This window comes from Pontibacter amylolyticus (assembly GCF_014638845.1).
Lineage (GTDB): Bacteria > Bacteroidota > Bacteroidia > Cytophagales > Hymenobacteraceae > Pontibacter > Pontibacter amylolyticus.
Map to the genome: position 1 here is coordinate 213,566 of NZ_BMFP01000007.1, position 20,855 is coordinate 234,420.

Genomic DNA, 20,855 nt, shown 5'->3' on the forward strand with positions numbered 1-20,855 from the left:
GAGCCAATCTGTAACAGCATAAATAGCAAGTTTAAAGTTCCCCTTGGTAACCCAACCCCACCAAGGTATGAAAGGCAATATTTGGTACCAGTGCAGAGCCTCCTCCCAATAAAGGGAACTGTGCCCAGGCTGCTGTCAGTTTGGTTTCCGGCCGAATAAACCAATGATCCGTGATTTTCAGTTTAGGACTGATGACGGCTTGAAAACATACGCCTGAAATATGATACCCACCCCCTAATAAGCTGTTCACCGGATCAATTGGCTTCCCTCTTACGCTCCCTTCCGGATGGCCAATGACTATACCCAAGCCTAGTTTAAAAAGAGACGGGTTATGGATATACGATAGGTCTCTACTCACCATGACCATGTTATACCCGTGCGAAACTTCAAAGTGCTCTATTTCGGGAGGTGGATTTTGAAGGTATAGTTTATGGTGAATCAACTCCAGTGACCATTGCTGAAAGCCCACGCGGTATGCGTAGTACGGTGACCCTTTCCATGGCCTTGTGCGGTAGCGGGCCTTAAAAGCAATGTCGCTTTCGCCGGGCTGCTTTATTTTTAATTGGGTAGGTAAACTCCAGGCTGTACCAGCGAACACTTCACCTGAAAACACTTGTGCACCGCATTCCGATGCAGCTAGCATGTAAAGCAGAAATGTCAGACAGAACCAGTAACTGAGTAACTCCCTTCTTCCCATCGGTAAATAAAGTAAAGCACGGCCCTATATTGCTAACGAACTGAGGCCCCTACAGTTACTTAGCGCATTAATAGTAACTAAGTGGGCCATTATACTCAGCCCAAGGACGCCTGCCGTTCATAACAAAAGCCACTACAGGTATACCTGTAGTGGCTTTTGAATTTACCTCGCCTCAATGCTATCCTAAGCCTTAATTAATAAACTTTCGGTAGTTCTCTTCTGACTCAAAGTACAACACATCGCTATTGCTGCCGGGCTTCAGGGCGATAAAAGCACTAGCTTTGTCTATCTCTTTTCTTGTTAACGGGTCAAGCGCAACGCGTACCTGGCGCTCATTCTGAATTGTTTTCACGCACATCTCACAGCAGCCATAGTACTGCTTGCCTTCAAACTCAACCAGGAACTGATCCTTGCCCATATAGGCATTGTTCACCATGCAAACCAGTTCTTTCGGCAAACCACCATCAGCCAAGGCCAGGACGTTTGCGTTTGTTTCCTGATTAACCATTTTTGGGGTATGTATATGGTTGGCGGGGTTTTCTTCAGGCACCTTCGCTTCTGCTATTTCTGTCTGAGATTGCACGTTTTGCCCCTCATCTCCGCTGCAGGAGCTTAGTTGCAGCATGGCAGGGGCTAAAAAATAAAATACTACTTTTTTCATCTTACAATATTATTCTAGGTTCATTATTGCGATAGCTGTTGTAGTAACACAATAACTAAGGCCAAAGAAACGGCAGCATAGACCAGCCATTTGATCCACCTTCTCCAGCTTCCGGAAGGCTGTTCATCTCCGGTTTTGCAACAATCTCTCATGTAATTGACTAGGCTGTTAGTTTTTTTGGAATCTGGCTACCCGGCCCCTCATACCTCACAAAAATGCTTATCCAGATCACCCGGGATAAGCGGAAGATAACCGGCAGAAATCCAACTACGGTTACGGCTACCACCCCCATCATCATCGCCAGGGTTACCTCTTCTACAAATAGCGATAGAATGAACAGGGACACCAGGAAAATTGCCACGTTGAATGCGAAACTGACGTACATGGCGCCGTAATAATAGCCTACCTCCGGTTCGAATACCTGTCCGCAACAAGGGCAGGATTTGTGCATCTCTGCAAACCTGGAGGTGTACAGAGTTCCCTTCGGAAACATGCTTCCTTCCCGGCATCTGGGGCATTTTACGGTTGCTAAACTATATAATAATGAATTTTTCATGCTCATTTAGTGGGTGCTTTTAACCACAGTTCAAAATTAGCTATACCCTTTCATATTTTGACGGCAATAAAAGGCCTAAAAGCTGTACTTTTACGCCCAATCCTGGCCACGCAAGGCTAGCGTTCAGCTTACCCTATCATTGATTCTTCAGCAACGTAAAAGCTTTCATGCGGAAAGAACATTTGCCCATTTACCAGATCCAGGATTTCGAGGCCCTTGCGAATAAAGACCGTTACTTCTACTTCAGTTCTTTCGCAGCTCATTTAAAGGAGCATCAGTTCATCCGCGAGCCACATAAGCACGATTTCTACATTATCCTGCTGGTAACACAAGGCACCGGAGTACATACAATAGACTTCAGGGAGTATGCTGTAGAGCCAGGTACCGTGTTCCTTTTGACGCCCGGGCAGGTGCACAGTTGGACGCTTTCTAACGATGCCGATGGCTTCGTCGTCTTCTTTACGCAGGCGTATTATACCAGGGAATATCCTGATCGGCTACTCTCCGATTTCCCTTATTTCAACGCACTACTCTACAGTCCGGTCATACGCCTAACCGAAACCGATGAGGCTAAGCTGACACCGGTCCTGCACATGCTACAACAGGAATACGAGGTGGACAGTCCGATGAGAAATAGCATTCTGAGCAGGTACCTGGATATACTGCTGATGAAACTGGCCCAGATTTTCCAGCCTGATGGAAGTGCAACCGTTCCTATTGCAAAAGAACAAACGCTTCTGCAGGACCTGGAGCGGCTGATTAATTTACACTACAAGGAACAGAAGACAGTGTCCTTTTATGCAGGCCGTTTACACGTTACCGCGAAGCACTTAAACGAGACCTGTAAACAAGCCTTGGGCAAAACCACGAAAGATATCCTGCAATACCGGATCATACTGGAAGCACAAAGACTCCTGGTTCATTCAGATTTAACAAGCTCCCAGATAGCCCATGAGCTCGGGTATTTTGACAACACGTACTTCTTTCGTTTTTTCAAAAAACACATAGGTTGCACACCCGAACAATTCAGAGCTGCCAATAGATGACAACTAAAGATCAACTAACCGATGAGAAAAGGAATAATTCCCTCATCGGTTAGTTGCCATCCCTTTAAGGTATAGACGGTATTCAGGAATTCAACGCAAAAAACCAGTGGACTTCTTACTGAACGCTTAGGCCGCCGTCAATCACCTGGGTTGTACCGGTTATAAAGCGGCTTTCGTCGCTGGCCAAAAACAAGACCAGTTGCGCGATCTCCTCCGGTTCAGCATACCTGCCCAGCGGAATAGTCTTCTCCAGTTGCTGTTTGGCAGCTTCGGCATGACCCGGTGCAAAACCCTCTTCCAGAGAGCGCATCATCCGGTTATCGACCGGTGAGGGATGCACGGAATTCACCCGTATCTTTCGGGGGGCGGCCTCCACAGCAGCTGCCCGCATAATGCCTACCACGGCGTGTTTACTGGTGATATAGGCACTTACATTGGGGCTTCCGTTGATGCCCGCCACAGAAGAAGTGTTGATGATACTGCCGCCGTCATTCATTTGCGGCAACACGTACTTCACCCCCAGCCACGCACCTCTCACATTGACCGCTATTACCTTGTCGAACATCTCTTCGGGATACTCGGTAATCGGTTTCACCACCCCTTCAATACCGGCATTATTAAAGAACACATCGATCTTTCCAAAGGCTTTCACAGTGTCCTCCACATAGCGCTTCACATCTTCTTATTTTGTCACATCCGCGGCACAGTACTGCACATTATTACTGCCAAGCTCATCGACAGCCTGTTGCAACGCGTCTTCCTTCAGATCGACCAGCATTACTTTAGCCCCTTCTTCTAAAAATAGCCTGGCTGTAATTACGCCGATACTGCCTGCCCCACCTGTGATGATGGCAACTTTGTTTTCTAACTTTTTCATAGCTTTCTGTCGATTACGTGTATAATAAAAATTCCTCCAGTTTCGCGCCCGGCTTGTAAGTATTTAAACTATAATCTGTTACAGGGCAGGTATACACCCTGCCCTCATATAGTTAATCCATACGTGCCGTCCTCCAGTGAAGCCAGTTACATTGACACGACACCTCCCTTGCTTACAGACTTTGTGAAAATATTCAAAATCGCTTGCCTATACCAAGGCCCATGGTAAAGGTATCGTAGGCATCGGTGCGGCTGTCGTAAAAAATGGTAGGGGCGACATCCCAGTGCGACCCAATCTCAATCTCGTACTCCAGCCCCACCCGAAACACAAACAAGTTTTCTTTCGGCTCAATTTCTATACCTGGTCCAGCCATCACGACCAGTTCTTTCCAGGGTTTCCAGAGGGCATCCAGGGTGAACAACACAGGTGTTTCACGTTCAACAAAGATTTCCTCTTCCCGCTCGACTTCGAAGCTGACCAGTTCCAGGTCGTTGTGCGAGCCGATGCCCCACTTTTCGTTGAACCAGTATTCGAGGTCCAACCCCAGCGAAGGCACGATAAGCGTGCGCCTGCCCTCTGTTGTGCGCGTTCCGATATAGGTATGGTACACGACGACGGCAACACGCCAGTGCCTGAACTCATGCATCTCAGTTGCTTGGTGAGTTTCGTGTTGACCTGTACCCACATGGTTCTGGGCAAAGGTGGGTATGCTGGCAAGCAAAGCGAAAGAAGCGGCCAACACAGCCTCTCCTAACTTTTGAAAATTATTCATATTGAATGTACAGAATAAGAATTGGTGAGGGAGAAGCGAGGGTATACGGGTCAGCGTTCCTTAACAGAACCCACCACTGCTGTCGTGCTGGTGGGCAAGGCAGATCCTTTACATACAAGGCTTTAGAGGAGCAACAGGGTACACTGGCCCGGAATGCTTTCTATAACTTGAGGTGATGGCAGGTTGCTTAATAAGGGTGATTAGATGAGGGATCTGAACGGTATACCTAATGTACGTGGGGAGTTTGTGCTGGTTCTGCTATCAGTAATGCAACGCATTGGGGCGCTTCTTTCCATGTCAGATCACTACACACTGTCGCTGCAGCGCCAAGGGGCACAGCGAAAAGAGTTGGCTGCATGCCTGCAAGGCACACCTCTCAGGTATAACCAGTGCGGAGAAGGTATGAAAAAAGCACAGCTGGCAGCAGAAAATGCTACCAGTTGTGCTCTCATAAATTTTCCCTCTTAAGAATAAAGTATTACCTGCCACCCGGCGGACAATGCTGCTTCAGGAAATTGGTGAACAAGGTGGAAAGATGTTGGCTGGTCCCCTCCCCTTCCGAAATGCTGTGCGAACGATTCGGGTACGGCATAAACTGGAACTGCTTGTTGTGCTTGATGAGCTCATTTACCAGTTGTTCGGCATTGTTATAGTGCACGTTATCGTCGCCGGTACCATGGATGTAGAGCAGGTTGCCCTGCAGGTATTTGGCATGGGTGATGGGTGAGCCCTGTACAAAGTCTTCGCGGTTCTCCTGCGGCAGGCCCATGTAGCGCTCTTGGTAAATGTTGTCGTAGGTAAGCTGGTTGGCTACGGCCGCTACCGAAATTCCTGTTTTATAGAGGTTCGGATGCTGGAAGAGCAAGTTAAGGGTAGCGGAGCCACCACCACTCCAACCCCAAACGGCTACTCTGGAAGAATCCACATACGGTAACTTTAGTAGTTCTCGCGCAGCCGCAGCCTGGTCGGAAATGTTTAGCTGGCCTACTTTCCGGTAGATGCTCTTGCGCCAGTCTCTTCCTTTGGGCGAAGGCGTACCCCGGTTGTCCACTGACACATAGATGTAGCCGTCTTCGGCCATGCTGCCCTTATACAGATTGTTACGACCTGCCCCATACACATCGGTCACGGTTTGGCCGGCTGGCTCGGTGTATACATAGAAAACAAGCGGATATTTCTTCTTCGGATCAAAGTTGGTAGGCTTGGCCATCCAGGCATCCATCTCGACACCATCGGCGGTCCTTACTTTGATGAACTCTACCCCACTGGCCGCTTTGTCGGCACTGGCAATAGCCTTTTCTACGGCGCTTTCGCCTGCTGTTGCCTTATGGCTTGGCAACGACACCCACTCACTTGCAGGTTTTGTATAGTGATTGGAGAAGCGGTGCTGGGCATACCTGGCGTTCGGAGACAAGCTGTAGGTATGGGTGCCCGGCTGCGATGCCGGCGAAAGGCGCTCGGCCTTGCCTCTGCCATTGAGGCGCGTGCGGTACAGGTACTTCTGGGTAGCGTTTTCGGGCGAGGCTATGAAATAAACGTATCCCCCCTTCTCGTCTATACCGGCAATCTCCATCACATCGTAGTTGCCTTTGGTGATCAAATGCTCTTTATTGCCGTCGCGGCTCACGCGGTAGAGGTGACGCCAGCCGTCTTTCTCGCTCGCCCACAGAAACTCCTTGCCACCATCCAGCCAGTCCCAGCCACCGTAGCTGTAGGAGTTGTCCCAGCTCGGCAGAATATCGATCCAGGCCTTGTCCTGTTCTTTGTAAATCGGCCTGGCTTTGCCGCTGCCTGCGTTGCAGAGGTATAGCGTGCTTTCGTTTTGCTTGCGGTTCAGTTGCTGCACGATCAGTTCATCGGCAGAAGCAGCCCACTCCATGCGGGGCAGGTAGGTGTTGCTTGGGTCACCGGGTATCTCCATCCAACGGGTAGCGGCACTGGTAATGTCCACCACGCCGATCTTGTAAGGCGATGGGGACTCTCCGGCTACCGGGTACTCTACCGGTATCACTTTGGCATACACCCCGTCTAACATGTCAAACATGATGTAGTCTTTTACCTGTGTCGCGTCCAGCTGCCAATAAGCAATCCTTTTGCTGTCAGGGCTCCAGCGGAAGCCGTCACGGGCGGAGAACTCTTCTTCGTAGGCCCAGTCGAAGGTGCCGTTGATGAGCTTGCGGGTGCCATCTTGCGTCAGCTGCTTTTGCTGACCACTCTTGAGGTCTTCAACAAAAATATTGTGCTCGCTCACATAGGCGATTTTGCCCCCATCCGGCGAGAATTTGGCAAACATGAGCGATGATTCCGGTCTTCCGGCTCCCAACTGACGAAGCTGTTTTGTTTGCAGGTCATACACCCAGTAATCGCCCCTTGTGTCGTAGCGCCATACCTTTTGGGTGTTTGTATAGATCAGCACTTTCAGTTCATCGGCCGCTAAAGCAAAACTCCTCACTTTTAAGGGCTCGGTTTTGCCAGCAGGTATAAGCGCAGCCTTCTCCAGGAAAACACTGGTAGCCTCCTCCGGCAATGTATACCTTACCAGCTGCCCCTCCTCTGCCTGCACATAGGCATTTCCGGCTTTCAACCACTGGCGGTTCTGGTTGCCCTGGGCAAGGGAAACGCTTACAGTAATAAGTAGCAGCAACAGCTGCAACAGGAGGGTCCGGAGTTTGAAGTTGTGCATACCTGAATCGTTGTTTAAATGATGATGTTCTTGGCAAGTGAAGTACCTTCTAAAAATCCGTTATTACAAGTATAGATTACCTGAATACAGTATATCTGAGCTAGCTATACCTGTCCGGCGAGAACGCATCGGTGAGCAGCTGCGCTTTTTTGTGTAGCAGTTGTTCGGCCAGCACTTTGCCAGTCGCCGGTGCCAGGCTCACACCCATCATACTATGACCGGTACCAAACAGCACATTGCTCCAGCGCTGCGTCGCGCCAATATAAGGCAGGCCATCTGGTGAGCAGGGTCTAAGGCCGCTCCATATTTTCTCGGGCTCTGGAAAGGTAGGTTGGAAGCTGGTATAATAGTTCGAAATGGAGTCGTAAATGCCCCGCACCCGCTGTTGGTTAATGCTTTGGTTGGTTCCCGTAATCTCCATGGTGCCCCCGAAGCGCACTTGTTCCCCGAAAGGTGTAACGGCTACTTTCCGCTCGCAGAGGATGGCTGGAACCTGCAGGGCTGGCTGATTCTGCTGCATGAAACTATAGCCCTTGCCCGAAAGCATGGGTAGGTAAATGCCTAGCTTGCTGGCCAGTTTCCCCGACCAGGCCCCGGCACAGACGATCAGCTGATCGCAGGGGAAGTCGCCTTGGGTCGTGACGATGGAATGTATGAGGTGGCCTTTGTTCTCAAATTTCAATACCTGCGCCTGTGCCACCAGCTTTACCCCTTTGGCCGCCAGGTAGTCCTTCAGAAAGCAATGCAATTTTGCAGGATCTAGGTGCGCATCGCCCGTAAAATGCACCGCCCCACGCACGTCCAGTTCTACATTTGGCTCGAGTTGCTGCGCTTCGTCCCGCGACAATACCGTTGCCTCTACCCCATGCTGATCGGCCAGGTGCGCCATTTCGATTTCCTCCCGCTCCATTTCCGGTGTTCTGTACAGCATCAGCAGGCCTTTCTCTTCCAATCCGATTTGGGATTCTGGGTGCTGCAGCGCGAAATCCAGGTATAGCTGTTTGCTCAGCAGACTCAGGTTTTTCAGGTAGGGGATGCTGTGCTCCACATGCTTTTTGGTGGAGGCGCGGTAAAAGTGCAGGCACCACTGTAGCAAGCGTCTGTCCAAACGGGGATGAATGTAAAAAGGACTGGTAGCGGAAAACATCCACTTCAGTCCTTTGCTGATCATACCCGGCGAAGCCAGCGGCACAATATGGCTCGGCACGATCATGCCGGCATTGCCCGTGGAGCAGCCCTGCTGCATGTCTCCCTGGTCGAGCAGGGTCACCTCAAAGCCTTCTTCTGAGAGGTAGTAAGCTGTAAACAGGCCCACGATGCCCCCACCGATGATAGTTACCTTGCTCATATCAGATTACCTGGAAACCGTGAACGTATGGGTCTTCGTCGTCGAAGAAGATGGTGTTGTGCCCGGTGATGATGGCCCAGCCTTCGATGCCGGGGTAGATCGCCGGTTTACCTGCCACGGTCGTTTCCTCTTCGATGGTGCCAGTGAATACCGATCCTATAATGCTTTCATGGACGAACTTTTGTCCTGGCTTCAGCTTGCCCTTGGCATACCACTGCGCCATACGCGCCGAGGTGCCGGTGCCACAGGGCGAACGGTCGATGGCTTTATCGCCGTAGAAAACCGCGTTGCGGGCTGTGGAAGTAGTTGCTAAAGGCTCCCCTGTCCAGAGGATGTGCGAGAGGCCGTTGATAGCCGGGTTCTCGGGGTGCACAAAGGTATACTGCTCATTAAGGCGCTGCCGCAACACACGGCTCCAGGAAATAAGCTTATCGGCGGTATAGTCCTCTATACCTTTGAAGTTCTCCTGCGGGTCCACAATGGCGTAGAAGTTGCCGCCATAGGCCACATCCACTTTCAGCGTTCCCAGTTCCGGGCATTCTACGGTCAGATCTTCCGAATCCAGGTAGGCCGGCACGTTCGTCAGCTTCACCGATTTCACTTTGCTGCCCTCCTGGGTATACTGCACGCGCACCAGACCGGCCGGTGTTTCGAGGCGCAGCTGGCCGGGTACTTTCGGCGTGATCAGGCCTTCCTCCAAGGCAATCGTGACCGTGCCGATGGTGCCGTGCCCGCACATGGGCAGACAGCCGCTGGTTTCGATGTAAAGCACAGCCACATCGTTCTCCGGGTCGTGCGGCGGGTATAGGATGCTCCCCGACATCATGTCGTGGCCGCGGGGCTCAAACATCAGCCCTTTCCGGATCCAGTCATACTCCCGGAGAAAGTGCAGGCGCTTTTCGCTCATGTTGTGGCCCTGCAGCACAGGGCCGCCGCTTGCCACCAGGCGCACCGGGTTGCCGCAGGTATGGGCATCGATGCAAAAGAATGTTTTTCTGGCCATAGGTATCCTTATAGGCTGCTTTGGGAAAGTTTTCCGTTGATGGTGCGCCACAGGCCGGTGTGGTTTTCGTCCTGCAGCTCTACCGGCAAGAGTGTCTGCGGAGCCGACTGAAACGTAACCGGCCGCGCAAAACGCTTGATGGCGTAAGTTCCTACCGACGTGCTGCGGCTGTCAGTCGTGGCCGGGAAGGGGCCGCCGTGCGTCATGGCATGGCTCACCTCCACCCCGGTAGGCACACCAGAGAATAACAGACGTCCGCACTTTTCGCGCAATACATCCATTAGGGACTGTTGCAGTTCGTGCTCCTGGTCGCTGCCCCAGAGCGTGCAGGTCAGTTGCCCCTGCAATGCTTTCGCTGCCGAGATCAATTCTGATGCGTTGCTATACCTGACTACAAGCGTAAAAGGCCCGAAGACCTCTTCCTGAAGTGCCGGGTTCTGCAGCCACTGCGCTGCGCTGGTACTGGCCAGAGCGGCTCGTCCTTCCAGCACGTCGGCTTCCTGTTGCACCAGTGCCTGCACCCCTTCTGCTTTCAGGAGTTCCTTCAGTCCTTTGTAATAGTTGCCGGCAATGCCATCGTGCAGCATTTTGGCAGGGCTGGCCGTAGCAAGCTCTGCTTCAAGCGTTTCCATAAACTCAGCCGTTACGGCCGACTCCGGCACAAAAAGCAGGCCCGGACAGGTACAGAATTGCCCCGCTCCCAGCAACACCGATGCAGCCGCCTGATGCGCCAACTCAGCTGTATTCTCCATTAGTCTTTCCGGGAGGATGAAAATAGGATTGGTGCTACCCATCTCGGCGTATACCGGAATGGGCACTTCGCGCTGCATGGCCAGGTCAAAAATAGCTTTGCCACCCTGGTAGGATCCCGTAAAAGCGACAGCCTTGGTAGCGGGATGCTTCACCAACTCCTGCCCTACTTCTATACCACCACTTACATGCTGAAACACTCCTTCCGGAAGTCCATTTGCCTGAAGTGCCTGGGTGATGGCTTTGTGTACCAGCTGCGAGGTTTTCGGATGGCCCGGATGCTCTTTGTAGACCACGGTACAGCCCGCAGCCAGTGCGGAGGCCGTGTCGCCACCAGCAGTGGAAAAGGCCAGCGGAAAGTTACTCGCACCGAACACCACCACAGGCCCGAGCGGCACCAGCATGCGGCGCAGGTCAGGACGCGGCAAAGGCTGACGATCGGGCAGGGCGGTGTCGATGGTGGCCTCTACCCAGGAGCCTTCCTCCACCAGGTCAGCAAACAGGCGCAGTTGGTTGCAAGTGCGCCCACGCTCGCCGGTCAGGCGGGCCAGCGGGAGATTACTCTCTCGGCTGGCCGTTTCCAACAGTTCATCCTCCAGCGCCTCAATGGCCTCCGCTATACCTCGCAGGAGCTGTGTCCGCTGTGCCGGGGTGGTTTTTTTATATGATTCAAACGCCTGTGCAGCGTTAATTAAAGCTTCGTTATACGGCATAGGCTTCTTCTTTAAAATCAGGCAGCTGCGGCCTTGTTTCTATTCCCTTTTTGATGGTGGCGATCACGGCCTCCCGCTCCTCCCCGATCAACGGCAGGCGCGGCGCACGCACATGTTCGCTGCCGATGCCTTCCATCTGCTCAGCCAGCTTAATGTACTGTACCAGTTTTGGGTGGATGTCCAGCTCCAGCAGCGGCATAAACCAGCGGTAGATCTCCAGCGCCTCCTGTGCCCGACCGGCTTTCGCTAGCTTAAACATCGCCATCGACTCTTTCGGGAAAGCACACACCAGGCCAGCCACCCAGCCATGCGCGCCCATGAACAGACTCTCCAGGGCCAGGGTATCTACCCCGCACAGAATTTTGATGCGGTCGCCGTAGCGGTTGAGCATGCGCGTGACGTTGGTCAGATCGCGGGTCGATTCTTTTACGGCCTGAATGTTCTCGTGCACGAGCAATTCGTCAAACATTTCCAGGGTGATGTTCCGCTTGTAGTCTACGGGGTTGTTGTAGATCATGATGGGAAGCGAGGTGCTTTCGGCTACCGCTTTAAAGAAAGTGACCGTCTCACGGTGGTCGGAGTAGTAGCGCATGGGCGGCAGCAGCATCAGGCCATCTACGCCCATTTCTTCTGCTTCGCGGGCACGCTGCACGGCTTCGTGCGTGGCACCTTCGGCAATATTCATCACAACCGGCACTTTGCCCGCCACATAGGCGATGGCCCGGCGGGTCAGCTCCTGTTTCTCTTCAGTGCGCAGTACGCTGGCTTCGCCCAGGGTGCCGCCCAGGATGATGCCGTCCACACCTGCTTCGAGCTGTGCGTCTACGTTCTTGAAGAAGGTATCGAAGTCAAGGCTGCCGTCGGCATGGAATTTCGTGGTGAGTGCAGGGAATACTCCGTTCCAGTTGATCATGATAAAAAGGGTTTTGGTTCTATTTCAAAGGTATAGTATGAAACAGCAAAAATCCTGTACTGGATTAATAAGAACTAATAGAATATTGACTTGTATTTTGCAAGTGATGCAGATATTAGTTAACATGGTACCAGCATGAAGGTCATCCCGTTCAAAATACCGAAGCCGAGCAAAGAGCTGATCCGCTACCAGGTGGACTGCCAGCCCTACTTCTATGACAAGCTGCACCAACATCCGGAAATACAGCTGAGCTGCATTCTGGAAGGCGAGGGCAAGCTGATCGTGGGGGACTATATTGGCCGCTTCGGCCCGGGCGATATTTTCCTGCTAGGCCAGAATGTGCCCCACGTGTTCCGAAGTGACGACCTGTATTATCAGCCTGGCGAAACCAGTCAAAGCCACAGCATCATCCTGTTCTTTGATTTGCGTGCCTTTGGCGAGGCATTCTGGGCAGCTGAAGAAATGCAGGAAGTAAAGGAGTTCTTTGAGCAAATGAACGGCTGCTACCGGGTAAACCTTACAGCGCCTGACAGCTTTAGGGAACAGGTCCGGCAGCTTCAACACAAGCAAAACCTGGAAAAAGTAGTGAGCGCGCTGCAACTGGTAAATGTACTCATGCACCAGGCTACGCTGCAGCGCCTGAACCTGGCCGACCAGATGCACAACCTGAGCGAGCGCGAGGGCAAGCGCATGGAGCAGGTGCTCGAGTTTTTGGTGGAGGAAAGCCACCGGACCCTCACCCTTGAAGAAGTAGCCTCAGTCGCCAACATGAGCCGCGAGGCCTTTTGTCGCTTTTTCAAGGAGCGCACCCGCAAAACCCTGGTCACTTTCCTGAACGAGTTGCGTTTAAGTAACGCCTGCCAGGCCCTATTGCACTCCGACCAGACCATCGCCAGCATCGCCTTCACCTGCGGCTTTGCCAACCTGTCGCACTTCAACCGCGTCTTCGTCAAAACCATCGGCATCACCCCACGCGAATTCCGCCGTCAGGCGACTGTCAATAAAGTATAAACCCAATTTGATTCATCTTATATGTTTGATGCAAACACCTATACCCAGCGCCGCCAGCAACTGAAGCAACAACTCGGCGGGGGCCTGATCCTGCTCCTGGGCAACGAGGAAGCCAGTATGAACTACAAAGACAACTGGTACCCCTTTTACCAGGACAGCACCTTCCGCTACTATTTCGGGCTCGACCTTGCTGACCTGACAGGCATTCTAGACATCGACCGTGACGAGGTGATCCTCTTCGGACCAGAGCAAAGTATGGACGATGTAATTTGGATGGGAGCACTGCCCAGCCTGGCCTCGCTCGCCGAACAGGTGGGCGTGTCCAAAGTACTGCCCACGGAGAAGATAGCCAACTATATAGCAAGTGCGAAGAGCCTGCACTTTTTGCCACCTTACCGTCCGGAGCACCTGCTGAAACTACAGGCCTGGACCGGAAAAACCGTTTTGGAACCGAGCCTGCCTTTGATACAGGCCGTAGTGGCGCAACGCTCCATTAAATCCGAGGAAGAAATACAGGAAATCGAAAGGGCCGTTAACTATACCGCACGCATGCACCGCAACGTGATGCAGTTTGCCCGCGAAGGCATGAAAGAGCACGAAGTGGCCTCCGAAGCACTCCGCTATGCAGAATCAACCGGCAACCTTCTTTCCTTCCCAATAATCTGTACCACACAGGGGCAAATTCTGCACAACCATTACCGCGGCAACACGCTACGGCAAGGTGACATGCTCCTGCTGGATGCCGGCATCCAGACCCCGGCAGGCTATGCTGGTGACATGACCCGTACTTTCCCTGTTGGGCCAACCTTCACAGGGCGCCAACGCGAACTCTACCAGGTGGTGCTGGAAACGCACGAAGCGGCCATGGCGGCCCTGAAACCGGGTATACTATACAAAGACGTTCACCTGCTGGCCTGCCGTAAACTCACAGACGGACTAAAACAGGTGGGGCTGATGCGCGGCGATACCGAAGAAGCCGTGCAGGCAGGCGCCCATACCATGTTCTTCCAGTGCGGCCTGGGCCACATGATGGGCATGGACGTGCACGACATGGAAAACCTGGGCGAGCAATACGTCGGCTATACCCCCGAACTGCGCAAGAGCACTGAATTTGGACTGAAGTCGCTGCGCCTGGGCCGCGCGCTGGAATCCGGCTTTGTACTGACAGTAGAGCCGGGCATCTACATCATTCCCGAACTGATCGACATGCGTCGTAACGACAAGGTCACCCAGCAGTTCATCAATTTTGAAAAGTTAGACACCTACCGTGATTTCGGGGGCATCCGCATCGAAGACGACCTGCTGATAACCGAAAACGGCAGCCGCATATTGGGTGAGCCGCTGGATCGGACACTGGCTGAGGTAGAGGCCATCCGACAACAAGCGCTGTAAGCTGTCTACTAAAGGTATAGCGCAAAAGCCCTCCGGAATCACTTTGAGAAGGGTCACCGGAGGGCTTTTTATGTTTATAGACTAAAGACTAGTATACACCTCGTAATAGGGTCATTTCATTCTAAGAAAACAGGTACCACAACTATTGTCATTCTGTTAAGAATCTTGGTTGAAAGATAATTTAGCTTTCGCTACTCGCCCACAAGATCCTTTCAGGATGACAAAAAGTTTGAATATAACAGCCCTGCCCCTCGTAAGGGCTTTAAGCCATAGGAATAAGACGTGCAGCCAGAACCTACTTCGTCGAACTAGCCGACCCAACTGCCGCGCTACCGGCCTCCTGCTTGATTTCCCACTCCGGCGGGTCAACGCCAATTAGGTGCTTCACGAAGAAGTCGCGGCGCTTGCGCTCACCGAAGTCGCCGCCGGTGCCGTGTGCCATGCCGGGCACCAGTATGTAATCGAAGTTCTTGTTAGCCTTGATGAGCGCGTCCACTACCTGTGTGGTAGAGGCAGGGTCCACATTGTCGTCCAGTTCCCCTCCTATCAGGAGGAGTTTACCTTGCAGCTTGTTAGCATGCACCACGTTGGAACTTTCGGCATAGTGCGGACCGAGTTTGCCCATCCACTGCTCGTTCCACCAGATTTTGTCCATGCGGTTGTCGTGGCAGCCTACCGAAGATACGGCCACCTTATAAAACTCCGGATGGAAGAGCAAGGCCCCCATTGAGCTCTGTCCGCCGGCCGACATCCCAAAGATGCCCACGCGGGTCGTATCCAGGGAGGCGTACTTCTGCGCGGCGCTTTTAATCCAGCGGATACGGTCAGGCAGGCCGGCGTCTTTCAGGTTCTTCCAGGCCACGTCGTGGAAGGCTTTGGAGCGGTTGGACGTGCCCATGCCGTCGATCTGCACCACGATGAAACCCAGCTCGGCCATTTCGTGCATCAGGCTCGCGCCCGGGTTGTAAGTTTTGGGTACAAAGGAGTTGTGCGGACCGGCGTAGATGTGCTCGATAACCGGATACTTTTTAGCAGGGTCGAAGTTGGACGGCCGGATGATCACACCCCAGATGTCAGTTTTGCCGTCGCGGCCCTTGGCTGAGAACACCTCCGGCGCTTTCCAGCCCGTTTTCAGCAATTCGCTTACGTCTGCCTTCTCCAGCTCCATGATCACTTTGCCATCGGCGGCACTGCGGAGTACAGTGACTGGCAGTACATCTACCCGCGAGTAAGTATCCACAAAATAGGTATAGTCCGGCGAGAATGTACCGCGGTGATAGGCGTTCTCACTGGTAAGGGCTGCCAAGCTACTACCATCGAAGTTCACGCTGTAGTACTGGACCAGGTAGGGGTCCTGGCCTGCCTCGCGGCCGTTGCCTTCAAAAATGATCCTGCGCTTTGCCTCATCCACCTGCACCACACGGCGTACCACCCACTCCCCTTCCGTGATTTGGTTTTTCACCTGTCCGGTAGCCCCATCGATCAGGTAGAGGTGGTTCCAGCCATCACGCTCCGACATCCAAACCACCTCTTTGCCATCGGCCACATCGTGTCGGAAATGCTTGCCGCTGTAGTGAATGAAGGTTTTGCTTTGCTCGTCTATCACATCACGCAGGCGGCCACTCTGTCCGTCTATTTCGAGCACCTTGTATACCTGGTGGCCGCGCTGGTTATACTCCACCGTAAAGGCACGGCTATCCTGGCGCCACACCGGGTTGGTCAGGTGGTACTGGTCGGGAATAGAAGAAGCGTCTACCTCCACCTGCTTTTTAGTGTCTACCAAAAACAACTGCGGCGTTCGCTGCGGCACCGCATCACCGGGCTTCAGGTATAGGCGCGAGTGCAGCTTGGGCTGCAGCTGGTCGGCCGGGGCTGCCTCTACAAAGTAGATCGTGTGTTCGCGGCCGGGACGTACCTTGTTCGTGGCCAGCTTTTTCGAGTCCGGCGACCAGGCGATGTGCGCCGAGTAGTAGTCTGTTTCGGTTCCGTCGTAGCTCAGTTGGTATTCTTCCTTCGGGTTGGCGGCGTTGCGCATGAACACATTATGGCCTTTGGTATAGGCCTCCCATTTTTTGTCCGGCGAAGGCACCGGCTTGCCTTCTGCCTCGCTGTTGAAGCGCCAGTTCCAGGTGCCTGGCTCCCGCTTCTCCACCTTGCGTTTCTCGGTCAGCTGATTAGAGTGCAAGGTGTAGCTCCATACCTTGTCCTCAAACTCAAACTCCATTTCGCGGCCTCCGGGTAGCACTTTAACCGTGTTGAAGGGCAAACTGTAAGGATCTACCTGCTTACCTGAGGCTGCTGCCAGCGTCTTTGCCAGTTTCTCCTGGTGGAAGAGCGGCTTGCGGCTTTTCTTCGCTGCATCAACCAGCACAAACTCCTTTCCGCGCGGCGTCTGCTGCATGTACCAGAACCTGTTCTCCTTTTCCAGCCAGGTAAAAGAGGTAGGTGCATACCATACCTTCTCTTTTATTTTCTCCGGCAGGGTATACGCACGCTCATAATCCGCTTGGGTACCCTGCGCCCCCGCCAGGTATGGACTCAGCAGTAGGGCTAGAAAAAAGAGAAAGCTGGATGTAAGACTACTTCTTAAACTTTTGGGGGATTTAGCTATTGGAAAGAAAGCCATGTGGTTGGGTTGTATTGGTTGCAGAGCCAATATACAACAGCTATACCTGAAGTTTGCCCTTAATATTTGCGTGTACTGATACTATATTGACCAGTCAGGATGAAAGAGCCGGTGATTTCGCGTCCTAAACAGACTAAATTCCTATCCAGGCGAGTTGCTAACCTGATACGATTAGCACCGTAAATTCATTTATGCCCATCCCCTTGGCTATCAGACAGAAAGAGCCCCGATTCGTTAATAGAATGACCTATGTGGAGACATTATACCTTGAGTCATCGACCAACATTAAAACGGCAACAACTAACCGCATTCCTTCCAGCTTAGACCACTATATGTTAACACCCAAATGGCTTCAAAGCTCAAAAAAACCGGCAAAAGCGAATGAATTGACTTATGAATAAACCTGCACAACAACCGGGAAGCAATCCTGCACCATCTACTGGTGTTCCGCCTGTTAACGCCAACAGGAAAAACCCGATGCCCCCGAGCAAGGTCTGGCTCTTTTTCCTGGGTCTGCTCCTGCTAAACTTCTTTCTTTCGAGGACTTTCTTCCCCGGCGCAGCAGACCCGATAAAAGTACCCTATACTCTCTTTAAAGAGGAAGTAAGCAAGAACAACGTAAAAGCAATTTTTACCAAGGGCGAGTTGATCACAGGGCAATTCATCCAGGAGGTTGAGTACAATCCGCAGGATGCGGACAGTACGGCGGAGAACAAGACAATTCCGGTCAAAAACTTCACTACCATCGTGCCTTCCTTTGTTGACCCGGGTCTCGAAAATTTATTGATCGAACACCGTGTTGAGATACTGGCGGAGCCTATCCAGGAAGCGCCCAACCCATTCCTCTCAATTTTGTCACTCTTCGGTCCCGCACTGATCATTATCGGCTTTTATATCTGGATGTACCGCCGGGCGAAAAAACAGGCTGGAATGGGGGGGCGGCATGATGGGCATCGGACAAAGCAAAGCGAAACGCTTCGATAAAGGTACACAGAAACGGGTCACCTTCGACGATGTGGCCGGCATTGATGAAGCGAGAAACGAACTGGTGGAGATCGTAGACTTCCTGCAGAACCCTGAAAAATATACCCGCCTGGGTGGTGCTGCCCCCAAAGGTGTTTTGCTGGTCGGGTCGCCCGGCACCGGTAAAACCCTGCTGGCCCGTGCGGTAGCCGGGGAAGCGGGCGTGCCTTTTTTCTCCATGAGTGCTTCCGAATTTATCGAGATGATCGTGGGCGTTGGTGCTGCCAGGGTACGCGACCTGTTTAAACAGGCACGAGAAAATGCGCCGGCCATTATCTTTATTGATGAATTGGATTCGATAGGCCGTGCCCGCGGTCAGCAAGCCATTGGCGGCTCCAGCGAACAGGAACAGACCCTGAACCAGATCCTGACCGAAATGGATGGCTTCGACAGCAAGGAAGGTGTGATTGTGCTGGCGGCAACCAACCAGCCCGAGGTGCTCGACAAGGCTTTGCTCCGGCCCGGGCGTTTTGACAGGCGCGTGGTGGTGAACCTGCCGGATAAGGCCGGCCGCGAAGCGATTTTTAAAGTGCATACGCGTAACGTGCCGTTGGCACCGGATGTCCGCCTCGATGAAATTGCCTCGGTCACACCCGGCTTTTCCGGAGCCGACATCAGAAACCTGGTAAACGAAGCGGCCCTGCTGGCGGCACGGCTAAATCAGGAAACAGTGACCCAACTGAACTTCTATGACGCCCTGGAAAAGATCGTGCTGGGGCCGGAGCGTCCGCTGCTGTTGAGTTTCGATGACCGGGAACGGATTGCGTACCACGAAGGCGGCCATGCTATCCTGGGCCTGGTGGTTGCCGGAGCCGACCCAGTCAACCGGGTAACCATCGTGCCGCGTGGCCAGGCACTCGGCGTAACCTACCAGCGACCGGACAGCGACCGCTACAACTATTCAGAGGAATACCTGCGCGGCAAGATCATCGGCATTCTGGGAGGCCGGTCGGCTGAAGAGATTGTGTACGGCAACCGTACCACCGGTGCTGAGAACGACATTGAACAGGCAACTAACCTGGCCCGTTCCATGGTCACCCGCTGGGGTATGAACGACAAACTGGGGATGGTACAACTGGCTCCCCGCCAAAACCAATACCTCGGAAACAACATGGGCTCATTTCCGGGAGCCAAACCATTCAGCGAGGCGACAGCGGAAGCTGTAGACAAAGAGGTGCTGCGCATCATCAATGAGGCACACGAAGAAGCACAGCGCTTGTTGACAAAATACCGCAAAGAGCTGGATGCACTGGCGCATGCCTTGTTGGAACGTGAAACGCTGGACGAGCAAGAGATCCTCGAAGTTACCGGACTTCCGCCAGCCCCTCCGCTTCAGAGCCGGAAGATCATTGAGGCTACTTCTGGCTAACACTGGCAGCCATACCGGATACTGCGCCCGTTTGGCATCTGATTTTAAAGAGAAGGTCGTCAGGGCGGACGACCAGCGGTAGAATGGAATAGCGGCCTGCGGTTTAATTCTCAGGAAGACAGGAAGCGAAGTTTACGGATTTACATCAACGTTTTAAACATCATGCTTATGAGCAAATGTTTCCTCTTTTTTATTGCCCAACTTCTAGTAGCACAGTGCGCGTTTGCACAAAACACTGAAATCAGAAAGAGTGCGACGGATAGCACCAATTCGGGCAACAACCCCATCATTCCGTTACCATCAGAATACAAATTGTCGGAATTGAGCAGAAGAATAGATTTGAACTTCCTATTTCGAAGCTCAGCAGAGTTTCCAAGTGGCTCTTCTAACCAGGGGTCGATTAAGATGAACGAATCGCGCATTGAGTTGAGGGGAGACATTACACCGGATTTAAGCTTTCGCGTCAGATACCGGCTAAACAGAAGCTATGCGCCAAACAGTTTGGACAATGCCCCAGGCGCAGTCGACCATGCGAATATAACTTACCGTTTTGGAATGGGGAAAAAGTGGCACCTGACAGCTGGAAAGCAAGCTGCGAATGTGGGCAGTTGGGAATTCGATACGAATCCCACTTTTGAATACCAGTATTCCGATCTTGTGAACAAGCAACTGAACCTGTTTCTGCTGGCCGTGGAATTGGGTCGCAAAGTTACCGAAAATCACTCCATCCAGTTGCAGTTGCACAACACCTACAATCAGGATTTTAACACAGCTTATAATGCCACGGGTTATGCTCTGAACGGGTTAAAGCCAGCGAAAGCACCTTTTGGCTTATACCTAACCTGGCTGGGAAACTTCTTTGATAACAGGTGGCAGACATTTTACAGTTATAACGCTTCGCAGTTTGCCAGGAATAAAACTAACCATGGGGTAGCTATCGGAAACAAGCTTGTGCTTGACAGACTAAATGCCTACCTGGATCTGGAAAGCGCCAACCTGGCCGTAGACTATGCCAATATCGGATCACCGGCTGTCAACAACTACCTGGCGCGCTTGCCGGCATTTGAGCCTACCTTTCTGGAAGACATTAACTACAAGACTGCTGTACTTAGGGTAGACTATGAGTTTATACCCAAGTGGTTCGTAACAGCCAAAGGTTTTTATGAAACAGCCAGCCACCGAAAGGACAGCGATATCGGAGATAATTTCAGAGAACATTACGGCTATTGGGCGGGGCTGGAATACAAACCTGTCGCCAGTCAGGATATGAGATTTTTTACCTATTACTACTACAACACGGCCCGTTATAATAATGCTGTGGCTGAGGTAAACCCAGACCAAAAGCTACACTTATTTGCTATTGGCGTGCTGTATTTTGTAAATGTGTTTTAACCGTTTTCGCTGTTTTCAAGGTA

General features: G+C 52.4%; 16 protein-coding genes and 1 pseudogene. 6 read left to right on the top strand and 11 right to left on the bottom strand.

The window, feature by feature from the left end:
- Nucleotides 1–31 precede the first annotated feature (31 nt).
- The 3 genes from IEV97_RS17325 to IEV97_RS17335 form a co-directional block, all read right to left on the bottom strand.
- Entirely contained in the window at nucleotides 32–697 is a 666-nt protein-coding gene (locus IEV97_RS17325; protein WP_188502744.1) for a hypothetical protein, read from the bottom strand.
- Between the two features lie 190 nt (nucleotides 698–887).
- Nucleotides 888–1,358, bottom strand: coding sequence for a hypothetical protein (locus IEV97_RS17330; protein WP_188502745.1), 471 nt, complete (start codon nucleotides 1,356–1,358; stop codon nucleotides 888–890).
- Nucleotides 1,359–1,518: 160 nt separating this feature from the next.
- The gene (locus IEV97_RS17335; RefSeq protein ID WP_229734013.1) at nucleotides 1,519–1,809 is read right to left on the bottom strand and encodes a DUF983 domain-containing protein; all 291 of its coding nucleotides are present in this window, start codon (nucleotides 1,807–1,809) and stop codon (nucleotides 1,519–1,521) included.
- Between the two features lie 272 nt (nucleotides 1,810–2,081).
- Here IEV97_RS17335 and IEV97_RS17340 point away from each other — a divergent pair, with 272 nt between their 5' ends.
- Entirely contained in the window at nucleotides 2,082–2,960 is an 879-nt protein-coding gene (locus tag IEV97_RS17340) for an AraC family transcriptional regulator (RefSeq protein WP_188502747.1), read from the top strand.
- A 115-nt stretch (nucleotides 2,961–3,075) separates the two neighbouring features.
- On the opposite strand, the pseudogene IEV97_RS17345 reads toward IEV97_RS17340, so the two are convergent.
- The 7 genes and pseudogenes from IEV97_RS17345 to IEV97_RS17375 form a co-directional block, all read right to left on the bottom strand.
- Nucleotides 3,076–3,837: pseudogene (locus tag IEV97_RS17345) on the bottom strand (SDR family NAD(P)-dependent oxidoreductase).
- Between the two features lie 193 nt (nucleotides 3,838–4,030).
- The gene (locus IEV97_RS17350; RefSeq protein WP_188502748.1) at nucleotides 4,031–4,609 is read right to left on the bottom strand and encodes a hypothetical protein; all 579 of its coding nucleotides are present in this window, start codon (nucleotides 4,607–4,609) and stop codon (nucleotides 4,031–4,033) included.
- A gap of 478 nt (nucleotides 4,610–5,087) precedes the next feature.
- Complete coding sequence (locus tag IEV97_RS17355) at nucleotides 5,088–7,292, bottom strand: S9 family peptidase (RefSeq protein WP_188502749.1); 2,205 nt, start codon at nucleotides 7,290–7,292, stop codon at nucleotides 5,088–5,090.
- Nucleotides 7,293–7,392: 100 nt separating this feature from the next.
- A complete protein-coding gene (locus IEV97_RS17360; RefSeq protein ID WP_188502750.1) occupies nucleotides 7,393–8,640 on the bottom strand; it encodes an NAD(P)/FAD-dependent oxidoreductase in 1,248 nt (415 codons plus the stop codon).
- A 1-nt stretch (nucleotide 8,641) separates the two neighbouring features.
- Nucleotides 8,642–9,643 carry a 4-hydroxyproline epimerase gene (locus IEV97_RS17365; protein WP_188502751.1) on the bottom strand — a complete coding sequence of 334 codons (1,002 nt, stop codon included), beginning with the start codon at nucleotides 9,641–9,643 and terminating at the stop codon, nucleotides 8,642–8,644.
- An 8-nt stretch (nucleotides 9,644–9,651) separates the two neighbouring features.
- Nucleotides 9,652–11,106 (bottom strand): aldehyde dehydrogenase (NADP(+)), encoded by a 1,455-nt coding sequence (locus IEV97_RS17370; protein ID WP_188502752.1) that lies wholly within the window; start codon nucleotides 11,104–11,106, stop codon nucleotides 9,652–9,654.
- Complete coding sequence (locus IEV97_RS17375) at nucleotides 11,096–12,016, bottom strand: dihydrodipicolinate synthase family protein (RefSeq protein ID WP_188502798.1); 921 nt, start codon at nucleotides 12,014–12,016, stop codon at nucleotides 11,096–11,098. The genes IEV97_RS17370 and IEV97_RS17375 overlap by 11 nt, the downstream gene beginning before the upstream one ends.
- A gap of 138 nt (nucleotides 12,017–12,154) precedes the next feature.
- Between IEV97_RS17375 and IEV97_RS17380 the strand changes: the two genes are divergently transcribed.
- Together IEV97_RS17380 and IEV97_RS17385 are read left to right on the top strand one after the other, a co-directional pair.
- Nucleotides 12,155–13,030, top strand: coding sequence for an AraC family transcriptional regulator (locus IEV97_RS17380; protein ID WP_188502753.1), 876 nt, complete (start codon nucleotides 12,155–12,157; stop codon nucleotides 13,028–13,030).
- A gap of 21 nt (nucleotides 13,031–13,051) precedes the next feature.
- Nucleotides 13,052–14,422 carry an aminopeptidase P family protein gene (locus IEV97_RS17385; protein ID WP_188502754.1) on the top strand — a complete coding sequence of 457 codons (1,371 nt, stop codon included), beginning with the start codon at nucleotides 13,052–13,054 and terminating at the stop codon, nucleotides 14,420–14,422.
- Between the two features lie 295 nt (nucleotides 14,423–14,717).
- On the opposite strand, the gene IEV97_RS17390 is transcribed toward IEV97_RS17385, so the two are convergent.
- Nucleotides 14,718–17,048, bottom strand: coding sequence for a S9 family peptidase (locus tag IEV97_RS17390; RefSeq protein WP_188502755.1), 2,331 nt, complete (start codon nucleotides 17,046–17,048; stop codon nucleotides 14,718–14,720).
- 393 nt (nucleotides 17,049–17,441) lie between these two features.
- Between IEV97_RS17390 and IEV97_RS20105 the strand changes: the two genes are divergently transcribed.
- From IEV97_RS20105 to IEV97_RS17400, 3 genes are all read left to right on the top strand, one after another.
- Nucleotides 17,442–18,032: an ATP-dependent metallopeptidase FtsH/Yme1/Tma family protein gene (locus IEV97_RS20105; protein ID WP_229734014.1), complete on the top strand. Its 591-nt coding sequence runs from the start codon at nucleotides 17,442–17,444 to the stop codon at nucleotides 18,030–18,032.
- Nucleotides 17,992–19,440 (top strand): ATP-dependent zinc metalloprotease FtsH, encoded by a 1,449-nt coding sequence (ftsH, locus tag IEV97_RS17395; protein WP_229734015.1) that lies wholly within the window; start codon nucleotides 17,992–17,994, stop codon nucleotides 19,438–19,440. Before IEV97_RS20105 ends, ftsH begins: the two co-directional genes overlap by 41 nt.
- Nucleotides 19,441–19,608: 168 nt before the next feature.
- Complete coding sequence (locus IEV97_RS17400) at nucleotides 19,609–20,832, top strand: porin (RefSeq protein ID WP_188502756.1); 1,224 nt, start codon at nucleotides 19,609–19,611, stop codon at nucleotides 20,830–20,832.
- Nucleotides 20,833–20,855: the final 23 nt, after the last annotated feature.